This window comes from Caballeronia sp. LZ035, assembly GCF_031451175.1.
GTDB lineage: Bacteria > Pseudomonadota > Gammaproteobacteria > Burkholderiales > Burkholderiaceae > Caballeronia.
Genome location: NZ_JARUXS010000003.1, coordinates 588,567 through 613,593, shown reverse-complemented (window position 1 = coordinate 613,593; position 25,027 = coordinate 588,567). Strand labels below are relative to the sequence as shown.

23 protein-coding genes and 1 pseudogene are annotated in these 25,027 nt (G+C 63.6%); 3 read left to right on the top strand and 21 right to left on the bottom strand.

Going from position 1 to position 25,027, the window contains the following annotated elements:
• Positions 1-27 precede the first annotated feature (27 nt).
• The 4 genes and pseudogenes from deoC to QCE88_RS25695 form a co-directional block, all read right to left on the bottom strand.
• Positions 28-1,035: a deoxyribose-phosphate aldolase gene (deoC, locus tag QCE88_RS25710; RefSeq protein ID WP_309907624.1), complete on the bottom strand. Its 1,008-nt coding sequence runs from the start codon at positions 1,033-1,035 to the stop codon at positions 28-30.
• A gap of 149 nt (positions 1,036-1,184) precedes the next feature.
• Positions 1,185-2,537 (bottom strand): LLM class flavin-dependent oxidoreductase, encoded by a 1,353-nt coding sequence (locus QCE88_RS25705; protein WP_309907622.1) that lies wholly within the window; start codon positions 2,535-2,537, stop codon positions 1,185-1,187.
• Between the two features lie 172 nt (positions 2,538-2,709).
• Positions 2,710-3,408 (bottom strand): annotated as a pseudogene (locus QCE88_RS25700) (GNAT family N-acetyltransferase); the annotation flags it as partial.
• Between the two features lie 82 nt (positions 3,409-3,490).
• A complete protein-coding gene (locus tag QCE88_RS25695) occupies positions 3,491-4,093 on the bottom strand; it encodes a nitroreductase family protein (protein WP_309907620.1) in 603 nt (200 codons plus the stop codon).
• A gap of 231 nt (positions 4,094-4,324) precedes the next feature.
• On the opposite strand from QCE88_RS25695, the gene QCE88_RS25690 reads away from it, so the two are divergent.
• Positions 4,325-4,963: an NAD(P)H-dependent oxidoreductase gene (locus tag QCE88_RS25690; RefSeq protein WP_309907618.1), complete on the top strand. Its 639-nt coding sequence runs from the start codon at positions 4,325-4,327 to the stop codon at positions 4,961-4,963.
• Between the two features lie 40 nt (positions 4,964-5,003).
• Here QCE88_RS25690 and QCE88_RS25685 read toward each other — a convergent pair whose 3' ends face one another.
• From QCE88_RS25685 to QCE88_RS25620, 14 genes are all read right to left on the bottom strand, one after another.
• Positions 5,004-5,765 carry an ATP-binding cassette domain-containing protein gene (locus QCE88_RS25685; protein WP_409018221.1) on the bottom strand — a complete coding sequence of 254 codons (762 nt, stop codon included), beginning with the start codon at positions 5,763-5,765 and terminating at the stop codon, positions 5,004-5,006.
• A gap of 41 nt (positions 5,766-5,806) precedes the next feature.
• Positions 5,807-6,592 (bottom strand): aliphatic sulfonate ABC transporter permease SsuC, encoded by a 786-nt coding sequence (gene ssuC, locus QCE88_RS25680; RefSeq protein WP_309907614.1) that lies wholly within the window; start codon positions 6,590-6,592, stop codon positions 5,807-5,809.
• Positions 6,593-6,599: 7 nt separating this feature from the next.
• Entirely contained in the window at positions 6,600-7,748 is a 1,149-nt protein-coding gene (gene ssuD / locus QCE88_RS25675; protein ID WP_309907612.1) for an FMNH2-dependent alkanesulfonate monooxygenase, read from the bottom strand.
• 50 nt (positions 7,749-7,798) lie between these two features.
• Positions 7,799-8,773, bottom strand: a complete 975-nt coding sequence (locus QCE88_RS25670) for a sulfonate ABC transporter substrate-binding protein (RefSeq protein WP_309907609.1) — start codon at positions 8,771-8,773, stop codon at positions 7,799-7,801.
• 119 nt (positions 8,774-8,892) lie between these two features.
• Positions 8,893-9,153: a hypothetical protein gene (locus tag QCE88_RS25665; protein ID WP_309907607.1), complete on the bottom strand. Its 261-nt coding sequence runs from the start codon at positions 9,151-9,153 to the stop codon at positions 8,893-8,895.
• 113 nt (positions 9,154-9,266) lie between these two features.
• The gene (locus tag QCE88_RS25660) at positions 9,267-10,610 is read right to left on the bottom strand and encodes an LLM class flavin-dependent oxidoreductase (RefSeq protein WP_309907605.1); all 1,344 of its coding nucleotides are present in this window, start codon (positions 10,608-10,610) and stop codon (positions 9,267-9,269) included.
• A gap of 34 nt (positions 10,611-10,644) precedes the next feature.
• Positions 10,645-11,856, bottom strand: a complete 1,212-nt coding sequence (locus QCE88_RS25655) for an acyl-CoA dehydrogenase family protein (RefSeq protein ID WP_309907603.1) — start codon at positions 11,854-11,856, stop codon at positions 10,645-10,647.
• A gap of 41 nt (positions 11,857-11,897) precedes the next feature.
• Entirely contained in the window at positions 11,898-13,586 is a 1,689-nt protein-coding gene (locus QCE88_RS25650; RefSeq protein WP_309907601.1) for an ABC transporter ATP-binding protein, read from the bottom strand.
• Between the two features lie 12 nt (positions 13,587-13,598).
• A complete protein-coding gene (locus QCE88_RS25645; RefSeq protein ID WP_309907599.1) occupies positions 13,599-14,531 on the bottom strand; it encodes an ABC transporter permease in 933 nt (310 codons plus the stop codon).
• A gap of 33 nt (positions 14,532-14,564) precedes the next feature.
• Positions 14,565-15,545: an ABC transporter permease gene (locus tag QCE88_RS25640; protein WP_309907597.1), complete on the bottom strand. Its 981-nt coding sequence runs from the start codon at positions 15,543-15,545 to the stop codon at positions 14,565-14,567.
• 11 nt (positions 15,546-15,556) lie between these two features.
• Positions 15,557-17,155: an ABC transporter substrate-binding protein gene (locus QCE88_RS25635; protein ID WP_309907595.1), complete on the bottom strand. Its 1,599-nt coding sequence runs from the start codon at positions 17,153-17,155 to the stop codon at positions 15,557-15,559.
• 172 nt (positions 17,156-17,327) lie between these two features.
• Positions 17,328-17,537 (bottom strand): hypothetical protein, encoded by a 210-nt coding sequence (locus QCE88_RS25630; RefSeq protein ID WP_409018220.1) that lies wholly within the window; start codon positions 17,535-17,537, stop codon positions 17,328-17,330.
• Positions 17,538-17,644: 107 nt separating this feature from the next.
• A complete protein-coding gene (locus tag QCE88_RS25625) occupies positions 17,645-18,961 on the bottom strand; it encodes an MFS transporter (protein WP_309907593.1) in 1,317 nt (438 codons plus the stop codon).
• 44 nt (positions 18,962-19,005) lie between these two features.
• On the bottom strand, positions 19,006-20,280 hold the full coding sequence (locus tag QCE88_RS25620) for a glucarate dehydratase family protein (RefSeq protein ID WP_309907591.1): 1,275 nt from the start codon (positions 20,278-20,280) through the stop codon (positions 19,006-19,008).
• Between the two features lie 168 nt (positions 20,281-20,448).
• On the opposite strand from QCE88_RS25620, the gene QCE88_RS25615 reads away from it, so the two are divergent.
• Positions 20,449-21,153 carry a GntR family transcriptional regulator gene (locus QCE88_RS25615; RefSeq protein ID WP_309907588.1) on the top strand — a complete coding sequence of 235 codons (705 nt, stop codon included), beginning with the start codon at positions 20,449-20,451 and terminating at the stop codon, positions 21,151-21,153.
• Between the two features lie 3 nt (positions 21,154-21,156).
• The gene (locus QCE88_RS25610; RefSeq protein WP_309907586.1) at positions 21,157-21,609 is read left to right on the top strand and encodes a YaiI/YqxD family protein; all 453 of its coding nucleotides are present in this window, start codon (positions 21,157-21,159) and stop codon (positions 21,607-21,609) included.
• A 6-nt stretch (positions 21,610-21,615) separates the two neighbouring features.
• Here QCE88_RS25610 and QCE88_RS25605 read toward each other — a convergent pair whose 3' ends face one another.
• The 3 genes from QCE88_RS25605 to QCE88_RS25595 form a co-directional block, all read right to left on the bottom strand.
• Positions 21,616-22,617, bottom strand: a complete 1,002-nt coding sequence (locus tag QCE88_RS25605) for a LysR substrate-binding domain-containing protein (protein WP_309907584.1) — start codon at positions 22,615-22,617, stop codon at positions 21,616-21,618.
• Between the two features lie 121 nt (positions 22,618-22,738).
• A complete protein-coding gene (locus QCE88_RS25600) occupies positions 22,739-23,506 on the bottom strand; it encodes a pyrroline-5-carboxylate reductase (RefSeq protein ID WP_309907582.1) in 768 nt (255 codons plus the stop codon).
• Positions 23,507-23,522: 16 nt separating this feature from the next.
• Entirely contained in the window at positions 23,523-25,016 is a 1,494-nt protein-coding gene (locus QCE88_RS25595; protein WP_309907580.1) for an aldehyde dehydrogenase, read from the bottom strand.
• Positions 25,017-25,027 lie beyond the last annotated feature (11 nt).

The window sequence follows — 25,027 nt, the reverse complement described above, 5'->3', positions numbered from 1 at the left end:
GAGGCTTGGAATGTGAAGTCGTGCGGATCAGGCGACGGGATGACGATTGAACGCCGAATAGCGTCCGCTCACGTGATGTTCGAGCTGGCGTTCGATATCCGCCAGCAGACTCGATGCGCCGACGCGGAACAGTTCGGGTTCGAGCCACTCACGGCCGAGCTCTTCTTTCATCAGGATCTGGTATTCGAGCACCGACTTGGCCGTGGAGACGCCGCCTGCCGGCTTGAAGCCGATCAGGACGCCGGTGCGGGCCAGATATTCGCGGATCATTCGCACCATGACGAGCGAGACGTCGAGCGTCGCGTTCACGCCCTCCTTGCCCGTCGAGGTCTTGATGAAATCGGCGCCGGCCATCATGCAGATCATCGAGGCCTTGGCGACGTTCGACAGCGTGCGGATGTCGCCCGTCGCGAGAATCGCCTTGACGTGGGCCGGGCCGCAGGCCGCGCGAAAGTCGCGCATCTCGTCGTAGAGCGCCTGCCAGTTTCCTGTCAGAACGTGCTCGCGCGTGACGACGATGTCGATCTCCGCCGCGCCGTCGGCCACCGACGCCTCGATCTCGCGCAACTTCAATTCATGCGGATTGAGGCCGGCGGGAAAGCCGGTAGACACGGCGGCGACCGGAATGCCGCTGCCTCGCAGCGCGTCCACGGCTGTCTTCACATAGCGGTGATAGACACAGACCGCGCCCGTCGTGATCGAGGCGGGCGGCATGCCGAGCGCGTCGAGCAGGTCGTCGCGCACCGGCCGGCGCGCCTTCGCGCACAGGCGCTCTACGCGACCGTGGGTGTCGTCGCCGTTGAGCGTGGTGAGGTCGATGCAGGTGATGGCCTTCAGCAGCCAGGCCGCCTGCGCGTCTTTCTTGACCGCGCGCCGCGTGCCGAGTGTGGACGCGCGTCGCGCCACGGCCGACTGATTGACGCGCAGCCCGTCCAGCCACGCAAGGTCGAACGGCACGCCGGGGTTGCGCGTGCCAGCGTGGTCCTGAACCTTCCCAGGCCACGCGACGATGGACTTCGATGCAGTTTCCAGCATGAGATCGATGTGCCGGCGTCTTGTGCGACGCACAACAAGTTTTGATAGATTGATCTCAGTTTATATCAACTTTGTTACGATCGTAACATAGGGAAAGTTCGGGGGTGCTTCCTACGGCCGGGCGTGTCACGGAGCCGTTGCAGAAAAAATCAGGCTGCGATTCCGCTTTTTTGTGGAACGCGCGGTTTCGCCAGGCCCAGATGATCGCGCAGGGTGCGACCTTCGTACTCGCTGCGGAACAATCCGCGCCGCCGCATTTCCGGGAGCACCCCTTCGATGAAGTCATGCAGGGAACCGGGCAGCAATGCCGGCATGATGTTGAACCCATCGGCGCCGAAATGCTGAAAGCGCTGTTCCAGTTCGTCGGCAATCTGCGCGGCGGTGCCCACGAGTTGCCAATGTCCGCGCGCTCCCGCAATGCGGCGATAGAGTTCGCGAATCGTCAGATTCTCGCGGCGCGCGAGTTCGATCATCAAGGACTGACGGCTCTTGCTTGCGTTGGTTTCAGGCAGTTCGGGGATCGGTCCGTCGAGGGGAAACGATGAGAGATCGACACCGCCCGTCAGCGTGGAGACCATTGCGAGGCCAACGACAGGATCGATGAGCGCCTGCAGTTCCTCGAACTTCTCTTGAGCTTCCGCTTGCGTACGGCCGACGATCGGCATGACGCCCGGCATGATCTTGAGCGTATCCGGATGCCGGCCATAGTGCGCCATGCGGCCCTTCACGTCCGCATAAAACGCCACCGCGTCTTCGAGTGTCTGCTGTGCCGTGAAGACGACCTCGGCCGTGCGCGCCGCCAGCGTCCTGCCCGCCTCCGACGATCCCGCCTGCACGAGCACCGGATGTCCCTGCGGCGCACGTGCGACGTTCAGGGGTCCACGCACCTTGAAGAACGCGCCGCGATGATTGAGCACGCGGCGCTTGTCGGGATCGAAGAAGATTCCGGAGGCCTTGTCGCGCGGGAAGGCATCCTCGTCCCAGGTGTCCCACAGCCCCGCGACCACGTCCGCGAATTCCGCCGCGCGCTCGTAACGGTGCGCGTGTTGCAAGTGTTCGTCGTGGCCAAAATTGCGCGCTTCATGTTCGCTCGACGACGTCACGAGATTCCATCCTGCGCGCCCGCCGCTGATGTGATCGAGCGACGCAAACTTGCGTGCGATGTGATACGGCTCGTTGAACGACGTGGACGCGGTGCCGACCAGACCGATGCGCTGCGTCACCGCTGCCAGTGCCGAAAGCAAGGTGAGCGGCTCGAACTGGGCCACGTAGCTGTGCGCGGTGCGACTGAGGAACGGCGCGTCGTCGCCGCGTGTGCCGGAGCCATCGGCGAGAAACACGAGATCAAATTTCGCCGCCTCGGCGGCCTGCGCAAGTTGCGCGTAATGCGCGAAGTTGCTGCCTGCGTCGGCTACCGCCTGAGGGTGGCGCCACGCCGCAATGTGATGACCGGTGGGATAGAGAAATGCGCCGAGATGCAGGTGCCCGCTTCGTCGAGTCATGCCGGAGTCGTCCTTCTTGAGAGCCTGAGGGAGCGAAACGGCGGCCCTGCCGACAGGCCGCGTCACGCTCCCGATTCTCAAGCCCGGCGAAGGGCCTTCAAACGAAGCAAAACTGCATAGCTCAGCGCGCGGCGCATGAAATGCATTGCACGCAGCGCAGGAATCACTCCTCGCGCAACTGCGCAAGCGACGCGCGTTGCTTGCCGTCCGCGTCGAAGTTATCGTCCGCCAGCCAGCGCTCGAAACCACGGCGCACGCGCGGCCAGTCCCGGTCGATGATCGCGTACCACGCGGTATCACGATTGCGTCCGCGATAAACAATCGCTTGCCTGAAGATGCCTTCGAACTCGAAGCCGAGCCGCAACGCGGTCTTGCGCGACGGCGCGTTCAGGCTGTCGCATTTCCATTCATAGCGCCGGTAGCCGAGGTCATCGAACGCATAACCCATCAGCAGATATTGCGCTTCGGTCGAGATGCGCGTCTGCTTCAGCAGCGGCGAAAACGTCACGCTGCCCACTTCGATGACGCCATGCACAGGCTCGATGCGCATCAGCGCGAGCGTGCCGACCGCCCTGCCGCTGGAAAGATCGATGACGCTGTAGTGCAGCGGATCGGTGGAGGCCGCGGCCTTCGTCAGATAGTCGCGAAAGGCGTCGCCATCCGTGAAGGGGCCGGCAAACAGATAGGTCCAGTCACGTCCATCCGCCGCGCGGCCATAAGCGTCGAACAGGTCCGCGCCGTGGCGGTCCACGTCGAGCGGCTCAAGGCGACAATGCTTCCCTTCGATGGCGATGCGGGCGGGCCGCTCACGCGGTGTCCAGTCATTCACCGCATCGCCGATTTCCTGATGATGTTCGTTGGTTCTCGTCATACGTCGGGCGCTCCTGGCCGTGAAAGGGTCTCGATACGCTAAGGTACCGCAAACCTTGCCATGGACCTAGCGCCCGCCGGGCTCAGGACGCGTCCGCACCGCCCGACCAGCCGCCGAAATGCGCGATCCCTTCGAGCGGCAGACGTGCACGCGGTGCGACTTCGCGCTCCGCCAGTTGGGCGGGAAGTGTCTGAGCGTCGCCGTGATGCGCGACTGAAATCATGCTGAGCGGCACAAAGCGCTCGGGGATGTCGAAGGCTTGTTGAAAGGCCGGGGCATCGAAGCCGCTCATCGGATGCGCCGCGAGCCGCAGCGCATGCGCCTGCAGCAACAGCGCCATGGCGGCGGCGCCGGCGTCGTAACTCGCAGTCGCATTGACGGTGCCCTTCGAAGTCAGCGTATCCGCCAGCACGGCGATCAACACCTGAGCCGGCGCATTCCACGTCTGGTTGAACGGAATGAGCGTGGTGAAGGCGCGCGCAAAGGCATTCGGATCCACCGCCTTCTCGAACACGACGAAGCGCCAGGGCTGTGCATTGAACGCCGAGGGCGCCCAGCGAGCCGCTTCGAGGAGCGCGAGGACCTGCTCGTGTGCGACAGCCTTGTCGGAATACGCGCGCGGACTCCAGCGTTCGGCGAGCAGCGCGTGGATGGGAAGGTCGGTTTGTGCGAGTCGATCCGTCATGGTGTAGGCGTAAGCGAGTTGAGATGAAGAAGCTTGAGGGCCTTGCTTTGAAAATCTCCTTGTCCCAAACAAAGCGTCTCAAGTTGAGAAAAAAACCGGAATGAAACGTTCGGTGCATAACCTTAGCGAAAATCATGCGTTCCTGTGCGAGTAGCCACTGGTTATCATGAATGATTCGCGGGACCGTTACGCGCTTTGTGACGGACCGCCCGTTCATCTGGAGCATCGATCTTGACTCGACAACTTTCATCGCGCCGCCCGTTCGTGGTCGGAATCGGCGGCACGACACGGCCAGCTTCGTCCACGGAGCGCGCGCTCGCCTTGTCATTGAAGGGCGCACAGGAAGCCGGCGCGCGCGTGCAACTGTTCGGCGGCGCATTCCTGCATGGCCTGCCGCATTACGCGCCGGAAACACGCCAGCTCACGGACGAGCAGCATGAACTGATCGAGGCTGTCCGCAGCGCCGACGCGCTCGTCATCGCCACGCCCGGCTATCACGGCGGCGTCTCGGGACTGGTGAAGAACGCACTCGACACGCTCGAGGAATTGCGCAGCGATGAACGTCCGTATCTCGACGGTCGTGCCGTCGGCTGCATTGTCACGGCATACGGGTGGCAGGCCGCAGGCACGGTGCTGACCTCCCTGCGTTCCATCGTCCATGCGCTGCGTGGCTGGCCCACGCCTTTCGGTGCAACCGTCAATACGCTGGAGACGCGCTTCGATACGGTGGACACGTGCTCGGACCCGAAGGTGGTCGAGCAGTTGCGGACCGTGGGCCGCCAAGCGGCGAACTTCGCGCTGGCCTTCGGCGCGCATGACAGCGATGCGTATCACGCGGTGGAACGCGAAGCGAGCATCGTGCAAGGCTGACTTCAGGCCAGTCGAGACAGCCTCCTGTCTCGACCCAACATCAAGTCCGGCGCAATACCCGCGACAGCACCGCTTCCTCCAGTTCCGCAAACCGTTCGGCCTTGCGACTGCGCGGCCGCGGCAAAGCTACCTCCGCATCCAGCGTGATGTGCCCGTGCTCGATCAGCACGACCCGGTCTCCCAGCGACACAGCCTCCTGCACGTCATGCGTCACCAGCAGAGCAGTGAAGCGATGTTCACGCCACAGCCGCTCGATCAGGTCTTGCATCTCGATGCGCGTCAACGCGTCGAGCGCGCCGAGCGGCTCGTCGAGCAACAGCAGGTCCGGCCGATGCATCAGCGCCCGCGCAAGCGCCACTCGTTGCTTCTGTCCGCCTGAGAGACGCGAGGGCCAGTCGCGTTCGCGCCCGCTCAAACCCACTTCGGCGAGCGTCGCGCGTGCGTCCTCGCGAGCGCTGCGCGGCAGCCCGAGCATCACGTTGTCGAGCACGCTTTTCCACGGCAAGAGCCGCGCGTCCTGAAACATGATGCGGATGCCGAGCGTGTCGCCGGGCGTCGCGGCATGACGTTGCACGTTGCCCGTCGAGCTGTCCTCCAGTCCCGCGATCAGACGCAGCAAAGTGGACTTGCCGCAACCGCTGCGCCCGACGATCGACACGAAACTGCCTCGTTCGATCGACAAGTCCAGATCATGCAGCACGCGCCGTTCGCCGAAGTGCTTGCCTACGCCGCGCAAGGCGACCGCAATGTCGCGCCCGACAGGCAGCCGCGCAACCGGCGACGTGCGCGTCGCTGGTTGCACGAGCGGGTCTGCTTGCCGACCAGCGGCCGATTTCACTGAACTCATGATCGCACCTCGCTTTGCCAGGACGGATGCCAGCGCAGCGTCGCGCGCTCGATGACGCGAGCAGCCATGTCCGCCAGCTTGCCGAGCAGCGCATACAGCAGGATGCCGACCAGCACGACATCGGTTTGCAGGAACTCGCGCGCGTTCATTGTCATGTAGCCGATGCCCGATTGCGCCGAGATGGTCTCCGCGACGATCAACATGACCCACATCAGCCCCAGCGCGAAGCGCACGCCGACGAGAATGGAAGGCAATGCGCCAGGCAGGATCACATGCCAGTAGAGCGCTCCGCCGGAGAGTCCGTAACTCTTCGCCATTTCGATCAGATCACGATCCACCGAGCGGATGCCGTGATACGTATTGACGTAGACCGGAAAGAACACGCCCAGCGCAACGAGCACGAGTTTGGCTTCCTCGCCGATGCCGAACCACAGGATCAGCAGCGGTATCAAGGCGAGCGCGGGAATGTTGCGGATCATCTGCACGGTCGAGTCGAGCGCGATTTCCGCGGGTCGGCTGAGACCGGTCGCCAGCCCGAGCACGAAGCCCGCCGAGCCGCCCATCGCAAAACCAGCGAGTGCCCGCCATGCGCTGACCTTGACATTGGCCCACAGATCGCCGGACAGGATCAGGGTCCATGCCGCCTTCACGACCGCAAGCGGTTCGGGCAACACCCGGACCGACAGCCCGCCGCTGCGTGCCGCGCCTTCCCACGCAATCAGGATCAGCACGGGCACGGCCCATGGCAACAGATGCCGGGTGATGTTCTTTTCGATTTTCATCGCCCGTTCAGCCCTGTGCCGCACGCGGCAGTTCCGAGGTGCCGATCACTTCGCCGAAGGGCCCCGACAACGGACCCGTGGACTTGGCCTTCTGGCCGCGCGGCAGCAGCGGGAACACGAGTTCGGCGAAGCGATACGATTCTTCGAGATGCGGATAACCGGACAGAATAAAAGTGTCGATGCCGAGTTCCGAATATTGCTTCATCAATCCGGCCACTTGTTCCGGATTTCCGACGAGCGCCGTGCCCGCGCCGCCTCGCACCAGGCCCACGCCGGCCCAGAGATGCGGATACACCTCGAGGGCTTCGCGGTTGCCGCCGTGCAGCGCGGCCATGCGCCGCTGGCCTTCCGAATCCATCTTCTCGAACGAAGCCTGTGCACGGCGGATGGTTTCATCGTCGAGCTTGCTGATCAGGCGATCCGCGTCTGCCCGCGCTTCCTGCTCCGTCTCGCGGACGATCACATGCAGTCGGATGCCGAACTTGATGTCGCGGCCGGCTGCGGCGGCGCGGCGGCGAATGTCGTTGATTTTTTTCTCGACTTCGGCAGGCGGCTCGCCCCAGGTCAGATAGGTATTGACATGCTTTGCGGCGATCTCGTGCGCCGCCGGCGACGACCCGCCGAACCACAACGGCGGATGCGCCTTCTGCACCGGCGGATACAGCACCTTGCCGCCCTGCGAGCGCAGATGCTTGCCTTCGAAGTCGAAGCTGCCGTTCTCGTGCGCGCTTTCCAGCAGGCCGCGCCAGATGCTCAGGAATTCGTCGGTGAGTTCGTAGCGCGTATCGTGGTCGTAGAAGACGCCGTCTCCCGCGAGCTCGGACGGATCGCCGCCCGTGACCACGTTGATCAGCAGGCGGCCGTTGGAGAGCCGGTCGAACGTCGCAGCCATGCGCGCCGACAGACCCGGCGAACTCAGGCCCGGACGGATCGCGACGAGAAACTTGAGACGCTTCGTCGCCGGAATCAGGCTCGACGCCACCACCCACGCATCCTCACAGGAACGTCCGGTGGGCAGCAGCACGCCTTCGTAGCCGAGCGTATCGGCGGCGGTCGCGATCTGCCTGAAATAGTCGTAGTCCGCTGCACGTGCGCCTTGCGTGGTGCCGAGATAGCGGCTGTCGCCGTGCGTAGGAATGAACCAGAAAACATTCATTGCGATAAACCTTGCGTAAGCGTCTCGTTTTTAAATGCAATGCAACCGCGTCAGGCGACGTTCCAGCGCGCCGCGCTCACATCGAGCTGTTTCGGAATCAACTTGAGATTCGTGAACACATCCGCGATCCGCTGCTGATACGCGAGCGTGGCGGCCGTGACCGGCTGCACGCCGTATGACGTGCGCCTGAGCGCGGTTTCCAGAATGTCCGTGTCGAGACCTACGAGCGGCGACAATTGCGCCGCGACCGTGGGCACGTTGTCGCGGGCCCAGCGATCGACCTGATCGAGTTCATCGAGCACCGCATGCACGAGTGGCGCTTGCGTGCTCGCGATCTTGCGCGTCGCGAGGTAGTACTGCACGTTGCTGACGAGGTTCGTGCCATCGACGAGTTGCCGCGCATGCGCCTGCTTTTCGACCGCGGCCAGATACGGATCCCAGATGACCCACGCGTCGATGCTGCCCTGAACGAAGGCCGCGCGTGCATCCGCGGGGGCGAGATAGACCGGCTGGATATCTGCATAGGCGAGGCCCGCCTTCTTCAGCGCCTCGACCAGCAGATAATGAACGTTCGACCCTTTGTTCAAGGCCACTTTCTTGCCGCGCAGGTCCGCGACCGAGTGCAGCGGTGACTGCTGTGGCACGACGATGGCCTCCGCTCGGGGCGCGGGCGGTTCATTGGCGATGTAGACAAAGTCCACGCCCGCCGCCTGCGCGAAGATGGGCGGCGTCTCGCCTACCGTGCCGATATCGACCGCGCCGGCATTGAGTCCTTCCAGCAATTGCGGACCGGCTGGAAACTCGAGCCATTGCACGGTCACGCCCTGCGCCGCGAGACGCTTGTCGAGCGTGCCGCGGGCCTTCAAGACAACGAAGTTGCCGTATTTCTGATAGCCGATACGCAAGGTCTTCGGCGCGTCAGCGGCAAGCGCGCCGCCGACGGTAAAGGCCCCCGTCATACCCGCGCCGAGTGCGGCGAGCCTGACGAGTGCGCGGCGGCGAGACGCATTTTCCGGAACGAACATGAGGATTCCTCTGGCGATGAACGATGACATCGGTGATGCCGTCTGGGTTCATCGATCTTAGCAACGGGTCGAGCCATCGCTAAGCGAGCAATCGTCATAATCAATTCAGGAAAACGGCATCACTCCGGCGGAAGATCGGCGGGCGACTGGAACACGTCCACTGTGTAGCCCATGTTGAAGTATCCCGCGCGCGCATACAGCGCAATGGTTTCCAGCCGCTCGGTGCGGCTCGGTGGATCATCGTGCTGCGTCTTGCCGGACGGCGTTCCGCATGCGCAGTCCTGGCGCACACGCTGGAATGCGCGCATCTGGCTGCGATCGCGCCTCTCCCGCACTGAAGTCGAGAGAGTTTGCCAATAACGAGTCAGGATGTGCTGCATGGCTGCGCTCCCGCGTGGCGTCGATATCTCGAATCTAGACCGTTGCAAAAATTCCGGCAAACAAACTTTTCTGCAATGCATTCCAGCGTCTCGATTTCGGCGCACGGATCGATTCAGGCCGCCTTCTCCGCCGCATGGCGCCCCTCGGGCACACGCAGCCCCAGATGACTGCGCAATGTCTTGCCCTCGTACGCACGGCGGAAGATCCCACGCCTCTGCAGGATCGGCACCACGCCTTCCGTGAATGCTTCCAACCCGCCCGGCAACGCATCGGGCATCAGGTTGAAGCCATCGGCGGCACCATTTTCGAACCAGTGGGCGATGTCGTCCGCGATCTGCTCCGGCGTGCCGACGATCACGCGATGTCCGCCGCCGCCCGCAAGCGCGCGCACCAGTTCGCGCACCGTATAGCCGTGCGTGCGCGCCTGGGCGAGCGTCGCGTTAAAGAAAGTGTGATTGCCGTTGCCATTATTCGGTGGCGGCAGATCGTCGGGCAAACGCTCGTCGAGCGACAGGCTATCGGCCGGAACACCCAGCGTGCCCGCCAGACGGTTCAGGCTGTAGCGCCAGGGAATCAGGTCGACGAGTTCGTCGCGCCGGCGCAGCGCCTCGGCTTCAGTCCCGCCGATGATCGTGGTCAGGCCCGCGAGCACCTTCACGGCGTCCGGTCCACGGCCATGACGCGCCGCGCGCAGGTTCAGATCCGCGCGATACGTCCGCGATTCATCGAACGATTGCGAAGCCGAGAAGACCGCTTCCGCATGACGGGCCGCGAGTTCGCGTCCATCGCCCGATGCGCCCGCCTGCACCAGCACCGGATGGCCCTGCGCGGAGCGCGGCAGATTGAGCGCGCCCTGCACACCGAAGAAGCGTCCACGATGCGCCGCCGGATGTACGCGCGCGAGATCAACGAAGCGGCCACTGGCCTTGTCCGCGATCAGCGCGTCATCCTCCCAGCTGTTCCATAGCGTTTTGACGAGCGTCGCGAATTCGTCGGCGCGTGCGTAACGTTGCGCATGATCCGGCACGGCGTCGAAGCCAAAGTTGCGCGCGGACGGCAAGTCCGCCGTCGTCACGATGTTCCAGCCCGCGCGTCCGCCGCTGATGAGATCGAGCGTCGCGAACCGGCGCGCGAGATTGTACGGCTCGTTATAACTCGTCGATGCGGTCGCGATGAGCCCCAGATGCTCGGTCGCCGCAGCCACGCTGGTCAGCAACAGCGTAGGTTCGAGCGCAGTGATTGGCCGCATGTCGAGCTGGTCGGCGATGGCGGCGCTATCGGCGAGAAAGATCGCATCGAGGCATGCGCGTTCCGCAATCTGCGCGAGCCGCACATAGTGGTTCACGTCGATGAACGCGGCGGGATCGGCATCGGCGAGCCGCCATGCCGACGGCACAAAACCGGAATGCAGCGCGTTGATGTTCAGGTGTAACTGGCGCGGAGCAACGGCGCTCATGAATGAAACTCCAGAAAAATTCGGAACATCCGGTTCAGAAAACGCGGCCTTCAGTCAGATGCGTGATCACGCCGTTCAGTTCGTAGTCGCCCAGCACGCGCGATTTATGCAACAGCGGGTTATGACTGAAGATCGTGCGCAGATTGCGCCAGTGCCGGTCGAAGTTGTGCGCGCGCGAAGTCGCCGACGCACCGCCCGCCTCGAACAGGCGTTCCGCGGCATGCAGCGCAAGCTTGCTGACGACGATCTGCGTACGCGCCGTCGCGAGCGAGCCTTCCAGCACGTGCGCTTCGGCATCGGCGGCGCCATTGCGGATGGCGCGTGCCGTCCGGTCCAGCACACGCGCGTTCTCGGCGATCAGCGCATCGATCGCGTGGCTGTGTGCCGATAGCTCGCCGATGACCTGTTGAATGAACCCATCCTCGCGCGCAGTCGGCGCCGCGCTATGCAGCACGGGACGCCCATGCTTCAGCACGTAGCGCTTTCCGTCGGCAACGACATTGCGCACGATGCCCGCCGCGACCGACACCAGATGCAATTGCCGCAGCGCGCTGCCGTGACGTCCGGCGAGTGTCGATTGCACGCGCGGTGCGACTTCGTCCTCATGCACGACGAGGTTGTCGAACTCCAGGCTGCCGCTCGCGGTCATGCGCTGCCCCATGCCGTCCCAGTCGTCGATCACGCGCAGGCCTTCGCGCTGCACCGGCACGATCGCGCTGACCGACTCGCCGTGCTCGTCCTGCACGTTGAGCCGCGCATAGTCTGAGAACGCCGTGCCCGTCGAGTAATATTTCCGGCCGCTCAGGCGATATTGATTACCCTCGCGACGCAGTTGCGTCGTGATCTCACCGGGACGCGACGTGCCAGCTTCAGTTGACGCGCCGCCGAAAATCGCGCCCTCGGCCACGCGCCGGATCTGCACTTCGTTGAACGGTGTGCGCGGCGACAACAACAACGCCTCGGTCTGGTCGAAATGGATGCGCAGCGCATGCGCCACATTGCTCTCGTGCGCGGCGAGCGTCGAGATCACATGGAACACATCTTCGAGCGAGCCGCCGAGTCCGCCCCACTCCACCGGCAGGCGCAACTTGCCGAGGCCGGAGCGGCGAAACAGCGCGAAGGCCTCGAACGGCAGATCGCGGCGCACTTCCCGCGCGGCAGCGTCTGCGCCGATGGCTTCCGCGAGCGCGGGCAACGCGGCCAGTGCGTCATTGAGTGCGTCGCGGGTTTGAGAATTTTGTGACATCGTTCGTTCCTGTTTTTTTTCGAATGACGCGCAGCCGGCCGTCAGGCGGCCTGCGCGTCGAATTGTCGGGCCGGCACGGCATCGAGCAGCGTGCGCGTATAGGCATGCCGGGGCGCGCGCCAGATTTCACGGTGATGGCCGCTTTCGACGATGCGTCCACCATGCATCACATGCACGCGGTCGGCGATATAGCGGACCACCGAAAGATCGTGCGAAATGAAGAGATACGCCAGTCCCAGATCGCGCTTCAGCTCTACCAGCAAATTGAGAATCTGCGCCTGGATCGAGACATCGAGCGCGGAAACCGGTTCGTCGCAGATCAGCAGCGCGGGTTCGAGAATGAGCGCGCGCGCAATGCCGATGCGCTGCCGCTGACCGCCCGAAAACTCGTGCGGATAACGCGTCAGCGCCGTACTCGGCAGCCCCACGCGATCGAGCATCGCTGCGACACGCACACGGCGCGCACGGGCATCGCCGACGCCGTTCACCGCCAGCACTGTCTCCAGGATCGCGCCTACCGTGCGGCGCGGATTCAGCGACGCATACGGGTCCTGGAACACCATCTGCACATGGCGCCGATGCGGCCGCAGCGCGCGTTCGCCAAGCGGCACGAGGTCGGTGCCGCCAAGCCGGATCGCGCCGCCCGAAGCCGGCACGAGGCGCATGATCGCCTTCGAGAGCGTCGATTTCCCGCATCCCGATTCGCCCACCAGCCCCACGGTCTCGCCGCGTCCGATGTCGAACGACACGTCGTCCACCGCACGCGCCATGCCCTTGCCGTGACGATGCGCATAGTCCACGGTCAGGCCGCTTATCGACAGCAGGGGTTCGCCTTCACCCTGCTTTTCCGGCGGCGTGTTCACGCGCACCAAAGGCGTCACGTTGAAGGCCGCCTTGCCCTCAGCGGATGCCGCATGCCGGATCTCCGGCAGCTTCCATTCGCGATAGTGAACTTCGTTCGACAGATTCAGCGAAGCGCCCAGCAACCCGCGCGTATAAGCATGCTGCGGCCGCGTGAACAGCTGTTCCACCGGCCCTTCTTCCACTTTCTCGCCGGCGAGCATCACGGCGACGCGGTCCGCATGCTGCGCGACGACGCCGAGATCATGAGTGATGAGCAGAAGCGACATCGACAGTTCGCGGCGCAATTCGTCCAGCAATTCGAGGATGCGTGCCTGGATCGTGACGTCGAGCGCGGTGGTCGGTTCATCGGCGATCAGGAGACGCGGACGGCATGCCACCGCCATCGCGATCATCACGCGTTGCCGCTGACCGCCCGACAGTTCGTGCGGATAATCCGCCACGCGCCGCTGCGGCTCGGGCACGTGCACGAGATCGAGCAGTTCCACCGCGCGCCGCTGCGCCGCCTGCTTCGACAGCGATTCATGCTGCCGCAAGGTCTCGACGATCTGCGCACCGACCGGCAGCACCGGATTCAGCGATGTCATCGGCTCCTGGAAGATCATCGAGATGTCACGCCCACGCAAGGCGCGCATGTCGCGCGGATTCAATGCGAGCACGTCGCGTCCGTCGAAGCGCACGCTTCCCGTCACGCGCCCGGGAGCGGGCAACAGCCGCATCAGCGAAAGCGCGGTGGCTGACTTGCCGCAGCCCGATTCACCGACGAGCGCCAGCGTCTCCCCGGCGGCGATATCCAGATCGATGCCGCGCACTGCGCGATGCGCGCCAAAATTCACCTGCAAACCGCGCACTTCAAGAAGTTGAGTCAAGCCTGCACCTCGTCAGGAAAGCGGCCGCATGCGCGGGTTGAGTGCATCGTTGAGACCGTCGCCGAGCAGGTTCAGCGCGAGCACGGCCAGCACGATCGCCGCACCGGGAATCGCGGTGAGATACCACGCGGTGCGCAGCGAATCGCGGCCCGCGCCGATCATGCCGCCCCACGTCACCACGTTCGGATCGCCCATGCCGAGAAACGACAGCGACGATTCGATCAGGATCGCGCTCGCCACCATCACCGATGCCGTGACGATCACCGGAGGCAATGCGTTAGGCAATATTTCTCCGAATATGATTCGCGTATGACTAAAGCCCTGACTGCGCGCGGCCAGTACGAAATCGCTCTGTCGCAAGGTTCGGAACTCGGCACGCACGATTCGAGCGACTGTGGGCCACGAGGCAATACCGATCGCCAGCGCAATGACGGTGACACCCGGATTGCCGATCGCGACAATCACGATCACCAGCAGGAATGAAGGCACCGTCTGGAACAATTCGGTGACGCGCACGAGCACATCGTCGGTCAGCCCGCCGAAGAAGCCGCCTATCGCGCCCACCAGCGTGCCGATCACGAGTCCGATCGCCGCCGCCGATGCGCCGATCAGCAAGGACACGCGCGCTCCATGCGCGACGCCCGCAGCAACGTCGCGGCCGAGCGAATCGGTCCCGAGGCGGTAGAGCGGATCAGCACCCGGCCATTCGAACGGCGCTGCCACCATGTCGAGTGGATCGCCCGGGAAAAAATGCGGCGCACTGAGCGCGAGTGCGATGAAGGCCGCCAGCAGCGTAAGGCCCGCGAGCGCGGAGGGATTGCGCAGCAACGCATGCCATGCGCCGCGCGAACCCGGCGAAGACGAAGCATGCGGCGCACGGCGCGAGCCGAACAACGCGCCCGCGAGCTGGCGTCGCCAGGCGGAATGAGTGGAATGAGTAGCCATGCGTGATAGTCAGTGATTCAGTGAGTCAGTGAGTCAAGCGATGCGCGGATCGAGCCACGCCTGAAGCAGATCGACGACGACGTTCGCGACGATCACCAGCAACGAGGACAGCAGCAGCACGCCCAGCAGCACACTGAAATCGCGCGCCATGACGGCATCGAGCGCGAGCCGGCCGAGGCCCGGCCAGCTGAAGACCGTCTCCGTCACGGCCGCGCCGCCCAGCAGCGTGCCGAAGTGAATGCCGACCATCGTCGTGAGCGGCATGAGGGCGTTGCGCAGCACATGGCGCACGGTCACGCGCAGAGGATGCAGGCCCTTCGCATGCGCGGTGCGAACGAAGTCCTGACGCGTGACTTCGAGCATCGCGCTGCGGGTCAGCCGTGCATAGATCGCGACGAAGAAGGAGCCGAGCGTCGCGGCCGGCAGCAGCACGTGCCGGGCGAGATCCGCGAGGTGGGCGAAGCCATGCAGGTTCGCGCCGACCGTCACGTCGCCGCCGCTCGGCAGCCAGCCCAGATGCACCGAGAACAGCACGATGGCCAGCAACCCGATCCAGAAGCCCGGTGTCGAATACAGCAGCAGCGCGAGCACCGAGAGCACGCGGTCGGGCCACTTGCCCGCCCAATGCGCCATGACCGCGCCCAGTACGATCCCCGCAATGATCGCCAGCGCGAGCGCCGTGCCCATCAGGATCAGCGTGCTGGGAAGGCGCGACAGAATCAGCTGCATGACGGGTGCGTCATAGCGCGGCGAATAGCCAAGGCTGCCGTGCGCGAGATGTCCGAGGTACGCGCCGAGTTGATGCAGCACCGGCTGGTCCAGGCCGAACTTCGCCCGCAGGGCCTGCACCGTTTCCAGCGTGGCCGAGCCGGACTCGCCTGCCAGCACGTCGGCGGCGTCGCCGGGCATCAGCTTCAGCAGGAAGAAGTTGGCGATCACGATGGCGAGCAGCGTCGGCAGCGCCTGCCATGCCGTGCGTCTGGCTATGGCAGCGAAGCGGCTGCGTCGGTTCATTTCGTCGCGCCTCATGCAGCCAGCCACACATCGGCGAGATTGCCTTCAAGACCTTGCGCCGACACCGTGTGATTGCGTACCCGACGATTCGCGAGCGTGACCATCCGCGGCGCAACGAGATTGAGAATGGGCAGGTCGCGATATACGATCTGCTGGAACTGCTGATACAACGCCACGCGCTTGCTCTCGTCCGTCTCGATCGATGCGGCTTCGAGCAGGCTATCCACCTGCGCGTTGTTGTAATGCGGCGCATTGGAAAACGGCACGCCCGGACGGATGTTCTTCGACCAGTACAGACGCTGCACGCCCACACTCGGATCGAATAGCGTATTCACACCGATGCTCGTGAAATCGAACTGGCGGTCCGCATACACGCGCTTGAGAAACGACGGCAGATCCTGCGCGCGCACCGTAACCTCGATGCCCACGCGCGCCAGCGCAGACTTCACATAGTCGGCCTGACGCCGGTACATGTCGCCATAAGGAAGATAGTCGTGCGTCAGCTGGAAGCGCGGACCGCCGTTCTTGCGCGGATAACCGGCCGCGTCCAGTAGCTTCTCTGCATTCGCGATATCGAATGCATAAGGTGCAAGCTTCGTATCGTGATACGGTGAAGCAGGCGTGATGGGCGTAGGCGAGACATCGGCATAACCGTACGCAATCGTCTTCTGCACGATCTGAGGATTCACTGCGTGCGCGATAGCCTGACGCACCCGCAGGTCTTTCAGGATCGGATGATCGAGATTGAAGTCGATCTCCGAGAGCGGCTCGAGGAAGCGATAGCCACGCGTCTCCACCGCGAGTTGCGGCAGTTGCGTGAGACGCGGCAAGTCCGACAACGGCACCGGATTCTCTCCGCCGAGATCGAGCGCGCCGGTTTCGAAGGCGGCTGAACGCGCAGCCGCATCGGGCACGACCTTGAAGACGAGTGCATCGATATACGGCTTGCCAGCGTCCCAGTAGTCCGGATTGCGTTCGTACACGATGTTCGCGCCGCGCGTCCATGACTTGAAGCGAAACGGGCCGGTGCCGACAGGCGCGTTGTTATGCGGGTTCGACAACGGGTCGCCGGTGGCATAGAGATGCTTGGGAACCATCGGCGACTCGCCTGCCGAAAGTGCCTTCAGCAGATAAGGCGCGGGCTTCGACAATTCGATGACCGCGGTGCGCGCGTCCGGTGTCGAGACCTGCACGACATTCGCGAACGTGCTGCGGCCGCGCGGATGTATCGACTTCAGCAGGTCGATCGAGAACGCGACGTCCGCTGATGTGAACGGCTGTCCATCGTGCCATTTGACGTTCTGGCGCAGCGTGAACGTGTATTTGAGGCCGTCCGGGCTCACCTTCCATGCGGTGGCGAGTTGCGGCTGCGGCTTGAGATCGAAGTCATAGGCGAGCAGCCCTTCCAGCACCTTCGAGCTTGCGACGAGCGCCGGTCCCGTGGTCTGGAAGATCGAGACGAGCACGGGCGGTTCGGGATTGATCAGCATGTTGAGCGTGCCGCCCCGCTTCGGCGCCGCGCCCTGTGCGAAAGTCAGTGAAGACAGGCTTGCGGACGCGAGCGCCGCGCCCGATGAAACCAGAAATTCCCGCCGATTGAAACCTGCCATGTGCTGCCGTTCCTCTTGTGTGCCGTGGTCGTTCGGATATGACGCGGCATGATGCTGCCGCGCCGCTCACGATAGAACGGCATCGTATGCAAGAGAACCAAGCGTTCCGCATATGCAAAAGCACAGCGGCGCGAAAAGCTTATGAGGAAACGAGCGAAGGGGTTTGTTCTGCTTATCCGCGCCTTCTTTGATCGATCCACAGCCGCGCCCAGCGTGCAGCATAGGCCACGGCATGATCAGCTTCGAAGAAGTAGTCGAGCGCGTCGAAGGTGAACGAAGCGGCGTGCGGCGAGCCGCCGCTTTCGATGGTGAGGTTGGCGGCGAAGAGGCCGCTCGGCAATGCATGCGCCGAGGGCGCGACATCGTATCCCTTGTATCGCATAAGACTGTCCAGAGGGCAAAGGCGCCCGATGCGATTCATGCTAATACGCGTGCCGCGCCCTTCAAACCAAGGCTTTGGTCTTAGCTAATGCGCACTGCCCTCAGGACTTATTTCATGGGGCGAGATTGCAGTCCAAGCGCGGCACGGCCTTCGCGCGGCGCCATGCGCGCCAGGAAGACGATCACCGCGGCCACGACCGACATGATCGCCAGTCCTGTCAGACCACCTTGAATCGAGCCGGTCTTCTGCTCGAGGAAGCCAAAGGCAGCAGGCGCCACGAAGCCGCCGAGATTGCCGATCGAGTTGATCAGCGCGAGTACCGGCGCCGCGATGCGCGCATCGAGATAGCCTTGCGGAATGGGCCAGAACAACGACGATGCCGCCTTGAACCCGATCGCCGCGAAACAGATGGCGACGAACGAGAACGCCGGGCTGCCCAGACCAGCGGCATACATGCCCGCCGCTGCGATCAACAGCACGCATGCCACCCATGCTTGCTGGAACTTGAAGCGTCCGGCCAGCGCGGCGAAGAGATACATCGCGACAATCGAGATCAGCCAGGGAATCGAATTGAAGAGCCCGACCTGGAAGTCGTTCAGATGCCCCATCTTGCGGATGATGCTCGGCAGCCAGAAGGTTGCGCCGTAGATGGTCAGCGACACGGAGAAGTAGATCAGGCAGAAGATCAGGATCTGCGGATCGCGCAACAGGCTCCACGACGAGGGCTGCACGGTATGCGCGGCATCGCGCTGACGCTGTTCCGCTTCCACTTCCGCGATGAGCGCATCCTGTTCCTCGCGCGTGAGCCACTTCGCGTCACGCGGTCTCGAGTCCAGCCAGAACCAGACGAAGCCCGCGAGCACGACGGAAGCCATGCCTTCGATGATGAACATCCACTGCCAGCCATGCATGCCTGCGCCTTCGATCAGCATCAGGCCGCCGGAGATCGGCCCGGAGAAGACTGATGCAAGAGCCGAGCCGCTCAGGAAGACCGCCATGGCGCGGCCGCGTTGATCGCGCGGCAGCCATTGCGTGAAGTAGAAGACGACGCCCGGAAAGAAGCCCGCTTCGGCCGCGCCCAGCAGCAGGCGCATGGCATAGAAAGACGTCTCGCCCTTCACGAAGGCCATGCCGACCGCAGCCAGTCCCCACGTGACCATGATGCGCGTGAGCCATGCCTTCGCGCCGAAGCGTTGCAGCAGCATGTTCGAGGGCACTTCGAACACCGCATAGCTGACGAAGAACAAACCCGCGCCGAGCCCATAGGCCGCAGCGCCGATGCCCAGGTCCGCGCTCAGATGCTGACGCACGAAACCGATGTTCACCCGGTCGATGTAATTGACGATGAACATCACGACGAACAGCGGCAACACGTGCCACTTGATCTTGCGGACGGCGCTCGACAGCGCGCTGGAAGTGCTCATGAAGATGTCTCCTGGAGTAGCGCTGCGAACGCCTTTTTTTGGAATCAGAAGCGCGGATTTTTACCGGTGAATTCCGGCTGATATTTGCGCATCTGGGAAAGGTCGTCGCGATTGCGCACGCCGCATGACAAATATTGCTGATGCAGTTCGGCCAGTTTTTCCCGATCCAGCTCGACGCCGAGCCCCGGCGTGACGGGCACGCGCACCGCTCCGTTGTCGAACTTCACGCGGCCGCCCTTGATCACTTCTTCTTCCTGCCACGGGTAATGCGTATCGCACGCATAAGTCAGGTTCGGCACGCTCGCTGCCACGTGGGTCATCGCCATCAGGCTGATGCCGAGGTGCGAGTTCGAATGCATCGACATGCCGAAACCCCACAGCCTGCACATACGCGCAAGCGTCTGCGTGGCACGCAGTCCACCCCAGTAGTGATGATCCGACAGCAGCACCTTGATCGAACCCATCTCGCAGCCTTTCCGGAAATCGTCCATGGTCGTAATGACCATGTTGGTCGCGAGCGGCAGCTTCGTATGCTTTTGCAGTTCGGCCATGCCTTCGAGACCAGGGCACGGGTCTTCGTAATACTCGAGGATCTCGTCGAGCTGAGGCGCAGCCTTGATACTCGTTTCGAGGGTCCAGTTCGCGTTCGGGTCGAGACGCAGCGGCATGCCGGGAAACGCCTCGGCAAGCGCCTGCATGCAGGCGATCTCATGCGCCGGCTCGAACACGCCGCCTTTCAGCTTGATGCTCTGGAAGCCGTACAGGTCGATCATGCGGCGGGCCTGTGCAACGATCTGCTCCGGGCTGATGCCCTCGCCCCACGCATCCGGCGCATACGGCTTGTCGATGTGCTCCGCGTACTTGAAGAACAAGTACGCGCTGTACGGCACGGCGTCGCGCACCTTGCCGCCAAGAAGATCCACCACCGGCGCGCCGACGATCTGCCCTTGCAGGTCGAGCATCGCCACTTCCAGCGTGCTGATGACCTTCGGTGCATTCTTCGCGGCATGGGAGCCCGGCGCGAGTTCGAACTCCACGGCGCCTGGCGTGGCCCTGATGGTCGCGCGCACGCGCTCTTCCATCTGATTCAGTTCGAACGGCGAGAGGCCGATGACGAGATCTTTCGCCTGTTGCAGCACCCGCAGCATGGGCTCGTCGCCATACGTTTCAGAGATGCCGACCCGTCCATCGTTCGTCTCCAGCTCGACGATCGCGCGCAGTGCCCATGGCTCGTGGATGCCCGCGGCATTGAGGAGCGGGCCGTCGCGAAAGGCGATCGGGGTGATGCGCACGTGAGTAATGGCGATCTGTCGGGTCATGGCGATATTTCCTGCGAATGGACGGAAGCGAGAGTGAACCCATGGTAAAGCACTAATACATTAGTGTGTCAGTAGGGAAATCACCAAGCGCCCCAAGGGTCTCGCGCTGCTGGCATGGCCGCAACGGCAGGCTATAGTACTAATGTTTCAGACTGCTTGTTCATTCATATGAGTAATATCGATGCCCCCCGCGCGGCTCATCGCCTGGACCGTTCGCGCCATGCAGCGCCGCAGGTTTTCGAACGCCTGCGGGAACTGATCCTGTCGCTCGAACTGGCGCCGGGCACGGTACTGTCGCGCAGCGAACTCGCGACGCGCTACGGCCTGAGCCAGACCCCGGTGCGCGACGCGCTCATCAAGCTGGGTGAGGAGGGTCTAGTCGACATCTTTCCGCAGCACGCCACTGTCGTGAGCCAGATCAGCGTCGCGTCAGCGTTGCAGGCGCATTTCCTGCGCCGTTCGATTGAACTCGAAATCGTGCGGACGCTCGCGCAAGCGCACAAGGCGTCACTGGTCGCGCGGCTGCGCGCGACAATCGCGGAACAAATGGATTATCTGGAGCCGCAGGACGTCGAGCAGTTCGCGCTGCTGGATCATGCGTTTCACCGGCAGATGTATGAAGCCGCGGGCGTGCCGCAACTCTGGGATCTGGTGCGCCGGCTGAGCGGACACATCGACCGCTTGCGGCGCTTGCATCTGCCTGTGGAAGGCAAGACGCTGGCCGTGGTGCGCGACCACACCGCCATCGTCGACGCCATCGAGCAAGGCAATGCCGATGCCGCCGATGCCGCCCTGCGCGCGCATCTGTCGGGCACGCTCAGCCAGCTCGATGAAATCCGCGCGAGCCATCCCGACTACCTGACGGACCATTGACGCATGCAAATCCTCGTCGATGCAGACGCCTGCCCGAGCGTGGTCAAGGACATCCTGTTCCGCGCGGGGCCGCGCGTGAAGGTCGCCGTCACGCTGGTGGCCAACCAGTTCCTGCGCACACCGCCCTCGCCGTTCATCCGGGCGATCCAGGTGCCTGCGGGTTTCGATGTGGCGGACGCGCGCATCGTCGAGATGGCGCAAGCAGGCGACCTCATCATCACGGCCGACATTCCGCTCGCCGCAGCCGTGCTCGCCAAGGCAGCTCACGCGCTGGACCCGCGTGGCGAATGGTTCAGTGAAGAAAATATCGAGGAGCGTCTTTCGATCCGCTCGATGATGGACCAGTTGCGCAGCAGCGGCGTCGCGACAGGCGGACCGCCGCCCTATAGCCCGCGCGACGGCAAGCAGTTCGCCGCGCAGCTCGACCGGTTTCTTGCCCGGCACGCGCACGGCTGAATCAGATCACTGCGCGATCTTCGCCTGCTCGGACGGCCAGCCCTGCATCATCGCGCCGATTTCATCGTCGAGCCATTGACGGAACTGCATGTACTCCGGCCGCGCTCGCGCATTGCGATGCGTGATCAAATAATGATGTCGGTCGTGAAACACGAGCGCATCATCGACGGGCCGTACCAGTTTTTTCTGTTCCACCTGGCGGTGCACGAGATGATGCCAGCCGAGCAGCGTGCCCTCGCCCGCCTCGGCCTGCGCCACCAGCAGACGGTAGTCATTGCTCTCGAAGTTGTCGTTCTGATCCAGGCGCTCGGAGCCGTCGCCCTGCTGAAACCAGTTCTTCCATACGCGCCAGTCCACGTGCTCGCACACTTGCGCCCGCCCCAGCAGCGAAAGACTCAGGGTGGGATGCTGGAGCAGATCGAGCGGCTTGAGCGTGCGGCCATGGAAATGGCGTTCATGAAACGGAACGCTGCATACCGGATAAACGATGTCGTGAAAAAGCGGTTCGACTTCGTATTCCGCTTCGCGCGGCGGATTCTTCGTGATGATGACGTCCGGCTCCATGAGATCGTCGAGTTCCATGAACTGTTCGGTCACCATCACGTGCAAGCGGATTTCCGGAAAGCGGCGGCGAAAGTCAGGCAACCGGCCCGACAGCCACAGCGCCGAAAATGTATGCGAGATGCACAGCGTGAGCGCGTGACGATCCACGCGCCGTACCGCCTGCGCCGCCTCCGCGATATTCATGATCGATAGATACGAGGCGTTGTACAGGATGCGCCCGGCATCGGTCAGCGCGATATGACGGCCGGCGCGCTCGAACAGCGCCACTTCGAGCGTGTCCTCGAGTTCCTTGATCTGCCGGCTGACGGCCGCCTGCGTCACGCACAGCACCTCCGCAGCTTGCGTAAAGCTTTCGTAGCGCGCGGCGGTGACGAAGCACCGGAGCGCGCGCAGCGAGGGCATCTGTGCGAGCAGCCGGTCGGCGAACTGTTGTTTCTTCTGCATCGGGATCACCTTCGATGGGCCTGCGGGCATCTGCAAGCGCCCGGCACCGGACGCTGCTGATGAGTCATTTTATTAATTTTATTGCCTGTCTTGATGGTGATGGCGACCCGCTGCCCGCCCGTCAACGTCCCTGCACGCGTTTCAAGATCCGTTCGAGCGCTTCGATGTAATGCTGGTACGTGCCGCGCTGCGCAAGCTCCTTGGTCACCTGTTCATTGAGTCCGCCCGGCGTACACATTTCGCCGATCAATTCCGAGTACGGCCGGGCGTCCTTGGTGGTTTCATGCGCGAGGCCCACCTGGAACCCCGACAGGAACGAGCGCGCCGACGCATAAGGCAGGCCTTGCGCGACGAGCCACGAGGCTTGCTCCTCCAGCAACGCAAAGTAGCTTGCCATGGTCGCGGTGGCGGCGGACAGCGCATCGAACTGATGCTCGTCCTCGACTTCCACGGCCGCGCCGAGCGGCGCAAACAGCGTGCGCGAGACCGCATTCGGCGGACACAGCGCGGTGCTGCCCTTGCCTTCCGACACGGCCGGCAGCGGGATGGCCCGAATCACCGCGGCCACATCGCCCACCCATTCGCGCACTTGCACAAGAGCCTTGCCGGCAATGAAGCTGATGACATGATGGCGCGGCTCGAACTTCAACGTAGGGAGCACATCGGCGGCGATCTGCGGCCTCACCGCGAGACAGATCACGTCCGAGGAATCGAGCACGGCCTGATTGCTGATGCATACCTCGACGCGCGTGTCCAGTTGCGCAAGCTCTGCCGCCGTGTCCGCGTTCCGCGGCGACAACGCGATACGCTCGAAAGGAACCTCGAACCTGATCATCCCGGTCACGACCGCCCGCGTGATCGCGCCGGTGCCGATGAATCCAATCCGCATACTTCCTCGTCTGTAGTCAGTCGAGCTTAAGCCACGTGGTCTTCAGCTCGCAGTATTGATCGTGTGCGTAGATCGACTTGTCGCGCCCCCCGAAGCCCGACTGTCCGAAGCCGCCGAACGGCGTCGTCAGGTCGCCTTCTCCGAAGCAGTTCACGGTCACGGTGCCCGCACGAATGCGCGCTGCCACCTTGTGAGCGTGATTGACATTGTCGGTCCACAGCGATGCCGCGAGGCCATAACACGTATCGTTGGCGATGCGCACGGCCTCGTCGACGTCAGCATATTCGATAAAGCACACCACCGGGCCAAAGACCTCGTCGCGCGCGATACTCATCTCGGGCGTGACCTGGTCGATGATGGTCGGCTCGACGAACCAGCCGCCGGACTCAGACAGCGTCGCCTGCCCGCCGCACACAATGCGCGCGCCCTCGGCCCGCGCCTTCTCGATGTGCCCCAGCACCTTGCGGTAGTGCGCTTCCTCGATGAGCGAGCCGAGCTTCACGTCGGGATCGAGCGGGTCACCGGTCTTCCAGCCGTCCAGCACGGCCTGCATCTTGTGCAGCAGAGCCTCCTTGTGGCTTGCATGCACGATGATGCGCGACCCGGCGCTGCAGTTCTCGCCCATGTTCCAGAACGCGGCGGCGACGGCCTGTTCCGCGACTGCATCGAGATTGGCGACGTCCGGCAAGACCACCTGCGGATTCTTGCCGCCGCATTCGAGCACGACGCGCTTCAGGTTGGTGTCGGCGGAATAGCGCAGGAAGCGCTTGCCCGTTTCGGTCGAACCGGTGAAGGCAACAAGGTCGATGTCGGCATGACAGCCGATGGCTTGCCCGGCGCCCTCGCCCGGCCCCGTGACCACGCTCAGCACGCCGGACGGCAGGCCCGCCTCGAGCGCGAGGTCGGCGATGCGCAAGGTAGACAGGGACGTCTGCTCGGCCGGCTTGACGATCACGCTGTTGCCCACCGAGAGCGCGGGTCCGATCTTCCAGGCCAGCATCAGCGCGGGAAAATTCCACGGCAACACCGCGCCGACGACACCGATCGGCTCGCGCGTGATCATGCTCACGACGCTTGCACCCGACGGCGACAGCGCGTCATAACGCTTGTCCGTGGCTTCCGCATGCCAGCGGATGCACGCGGCCGATTCGGGGATGTCGAGTCCCATGCATTCGCTGATCGGCTTGCCGGCTTCGAGCGCTTCAAGCAGCGCGAGTTCTTCGGCGTTATCGTCGATGAGTTGCGCCAGACGCTGCAACACGGCCTTGCGATGCGACGGCGCGGCCTTCGACCATATGCCCGACTCGAAGGCCTCGCGCGCCGCCGTGACCGCGCGATCCACATCCTTCGCATCGCACTTCGCAATCGCGGCGAGCGCCTTGCCGGTCGATGGATTGAGCGTGTCGAAGGTTTCGTTCGACGCTGCGTTGCAGCGGACCCCGGCAATCAGCGCCCGGCCATCGAGCGCGAGACCTTGTGCCTTTCCTTGCCATTCCTGATGCGTCGTCATGTGTCTATCCT

Excerpts from the sequence above, each read along its gene's own strand:
- QCE88_RS25635 (WP_309907595.1), bottom strand. The coding sequence starts at position 17,155 with ATGGCAGGTTTCAATCGGCGGGAATTTCTGGTTTCATCGGGCGCGGCG.
- QCE88_RS25645 (WP_309907599.1), bottom strand. The coding sequence starts at position 14,531 with ATGGCTACTCATTCCACTCATTCCGCCTGGCGACGCCAGCTCGCGGGC.
- QCE88_RS25610 (WP_309907586.1), top strand. The coding sequence starts at position 21,157 with ATGCAAATCCTCGTCGATGCAGACGCCTGCCCGAGCGTGGTCAAGGAC.
- QCE88_RS25670 (WP_309907609.1), bottom strand. The coding sequence starts at position 8,773 with ATGTTCGTTCCGGAAAATGCGTCTCGCCGCCGCGCACTCGTCAGGCTC.
- QCE88_RS25665 (WP_309907607.1), bottom strand. The coding sequence starts at position 9,153 with ATGCAGCACATCCTGACTCGTTATTGGCAAACTCTCTCGACTTCAGTG.
- ssuC (WP_309907614.1), bottom strand. The coding sequence starts at position 6,592 with ATGAAAATCGAAAAGAACATCACCCGGCATCTGTTGCCATGGGCCGTG.
- ssuD (WP_309907612.1), bottom strand. The coding sequence starts at position 7,748 with ATGAATGTTTTCTGGTTCATTCCTACGCACGGCGACAGCCGCTATCTC.
- QCE88_RS25625 (WP_309907593.1), bottom strand. The coding sequence starts at position 18,961 with ATGAGCACTTCCAGCGCGCTGTCGAGCGCCGTCCGCAAGATCAAGTGG.
- QCE88_RS25660 (WP_309907605.1), bottom strand. The coding sequence starts at position 10,610 with ATGAGCGCCGTTGCTCCGCGCCAGTTACACCTGAACATCAACGCGCTG.
- QCE88_RS25630 (WP_409018220.1), bottom strand. The coding sequence starts at position 17,537 with ATGCGATACAAGGGATACGATGTCGCGCCCTCGGCGCATGCATTGCCG.
- QCE88_RS25595 (WP_309907580.1), bottom strand. The coding sequence starts at position 25,016 with ATGACGACGCATCAGGAATGGCAAGGAAAGGCACAAGGTCTCGCGCTC.
- QCE88_RS25600 (WP_309907582.1), bottom strand. The coding sequence starts at position 23,506 with ATGCGGATTGGATTCATCGGCACCGGCGCGATCACGCGGGCGGTCGTG.
- QCE88_RS25655 (WP_309907603.1), bottom strand. The coding sequence starts at position 11,856 with ATGTCACAAAATTCTCAAACCCGCGACGCACTCAATGACGCACTGGCC.
- QCE88_RS25615 (WP_309907588.1), top strand. The coding sequence starts at position 20,449 with ATGAGTAATATCGATGCCCCCCGCGCGGCTCATCGCCTGGACCGTTCG.
- QCE88_RS25605 (WP_309907584.1), bottom strand. The coding sequence starts at position 22,617 with ATGCAGAAGAAACAACAGTTCGCCGACCGGCTGCTCGCACAGATGCCC.
- QCE88_RS25705 (WP_309907622.1), bottom strand. The coding sequence starts at position 2,537 with ATGACTCGACGAAGCGGGCACCTGCATCTCGGCGCATTTCTCTATCCC.
- deoC (WP_309907624.1), bottom strand. The coding sequence starts at position 1,035 with ATGCTGGAAACTGCATCGAAGTCCATCGTCGCGTGGCCTGGGAAGGTT.
- QCE88_RS25695 (WP_309907620.1), bottom strand. The coding sequence starts at position 4,093 with ATGACGGATCGACTCGCACAAACCGACCTTCCCATCCACGCGCTGCTC.
- QCE88_RS25640 (WP_309907597.1), bottom strand. The coding sequence starts at position 15,545 with ATGAACCGACGCAGCCGCTTCGCTGCCATAGCCAGACGCACGGCATGG.
- QCE88_RS25620 (WP_309907591.1), bottom strand. The coding sequence starts at position 20,280 with ATGACCCGACAGATCGCCATTACTCACGTGCGCATCACCCCGATCGCC.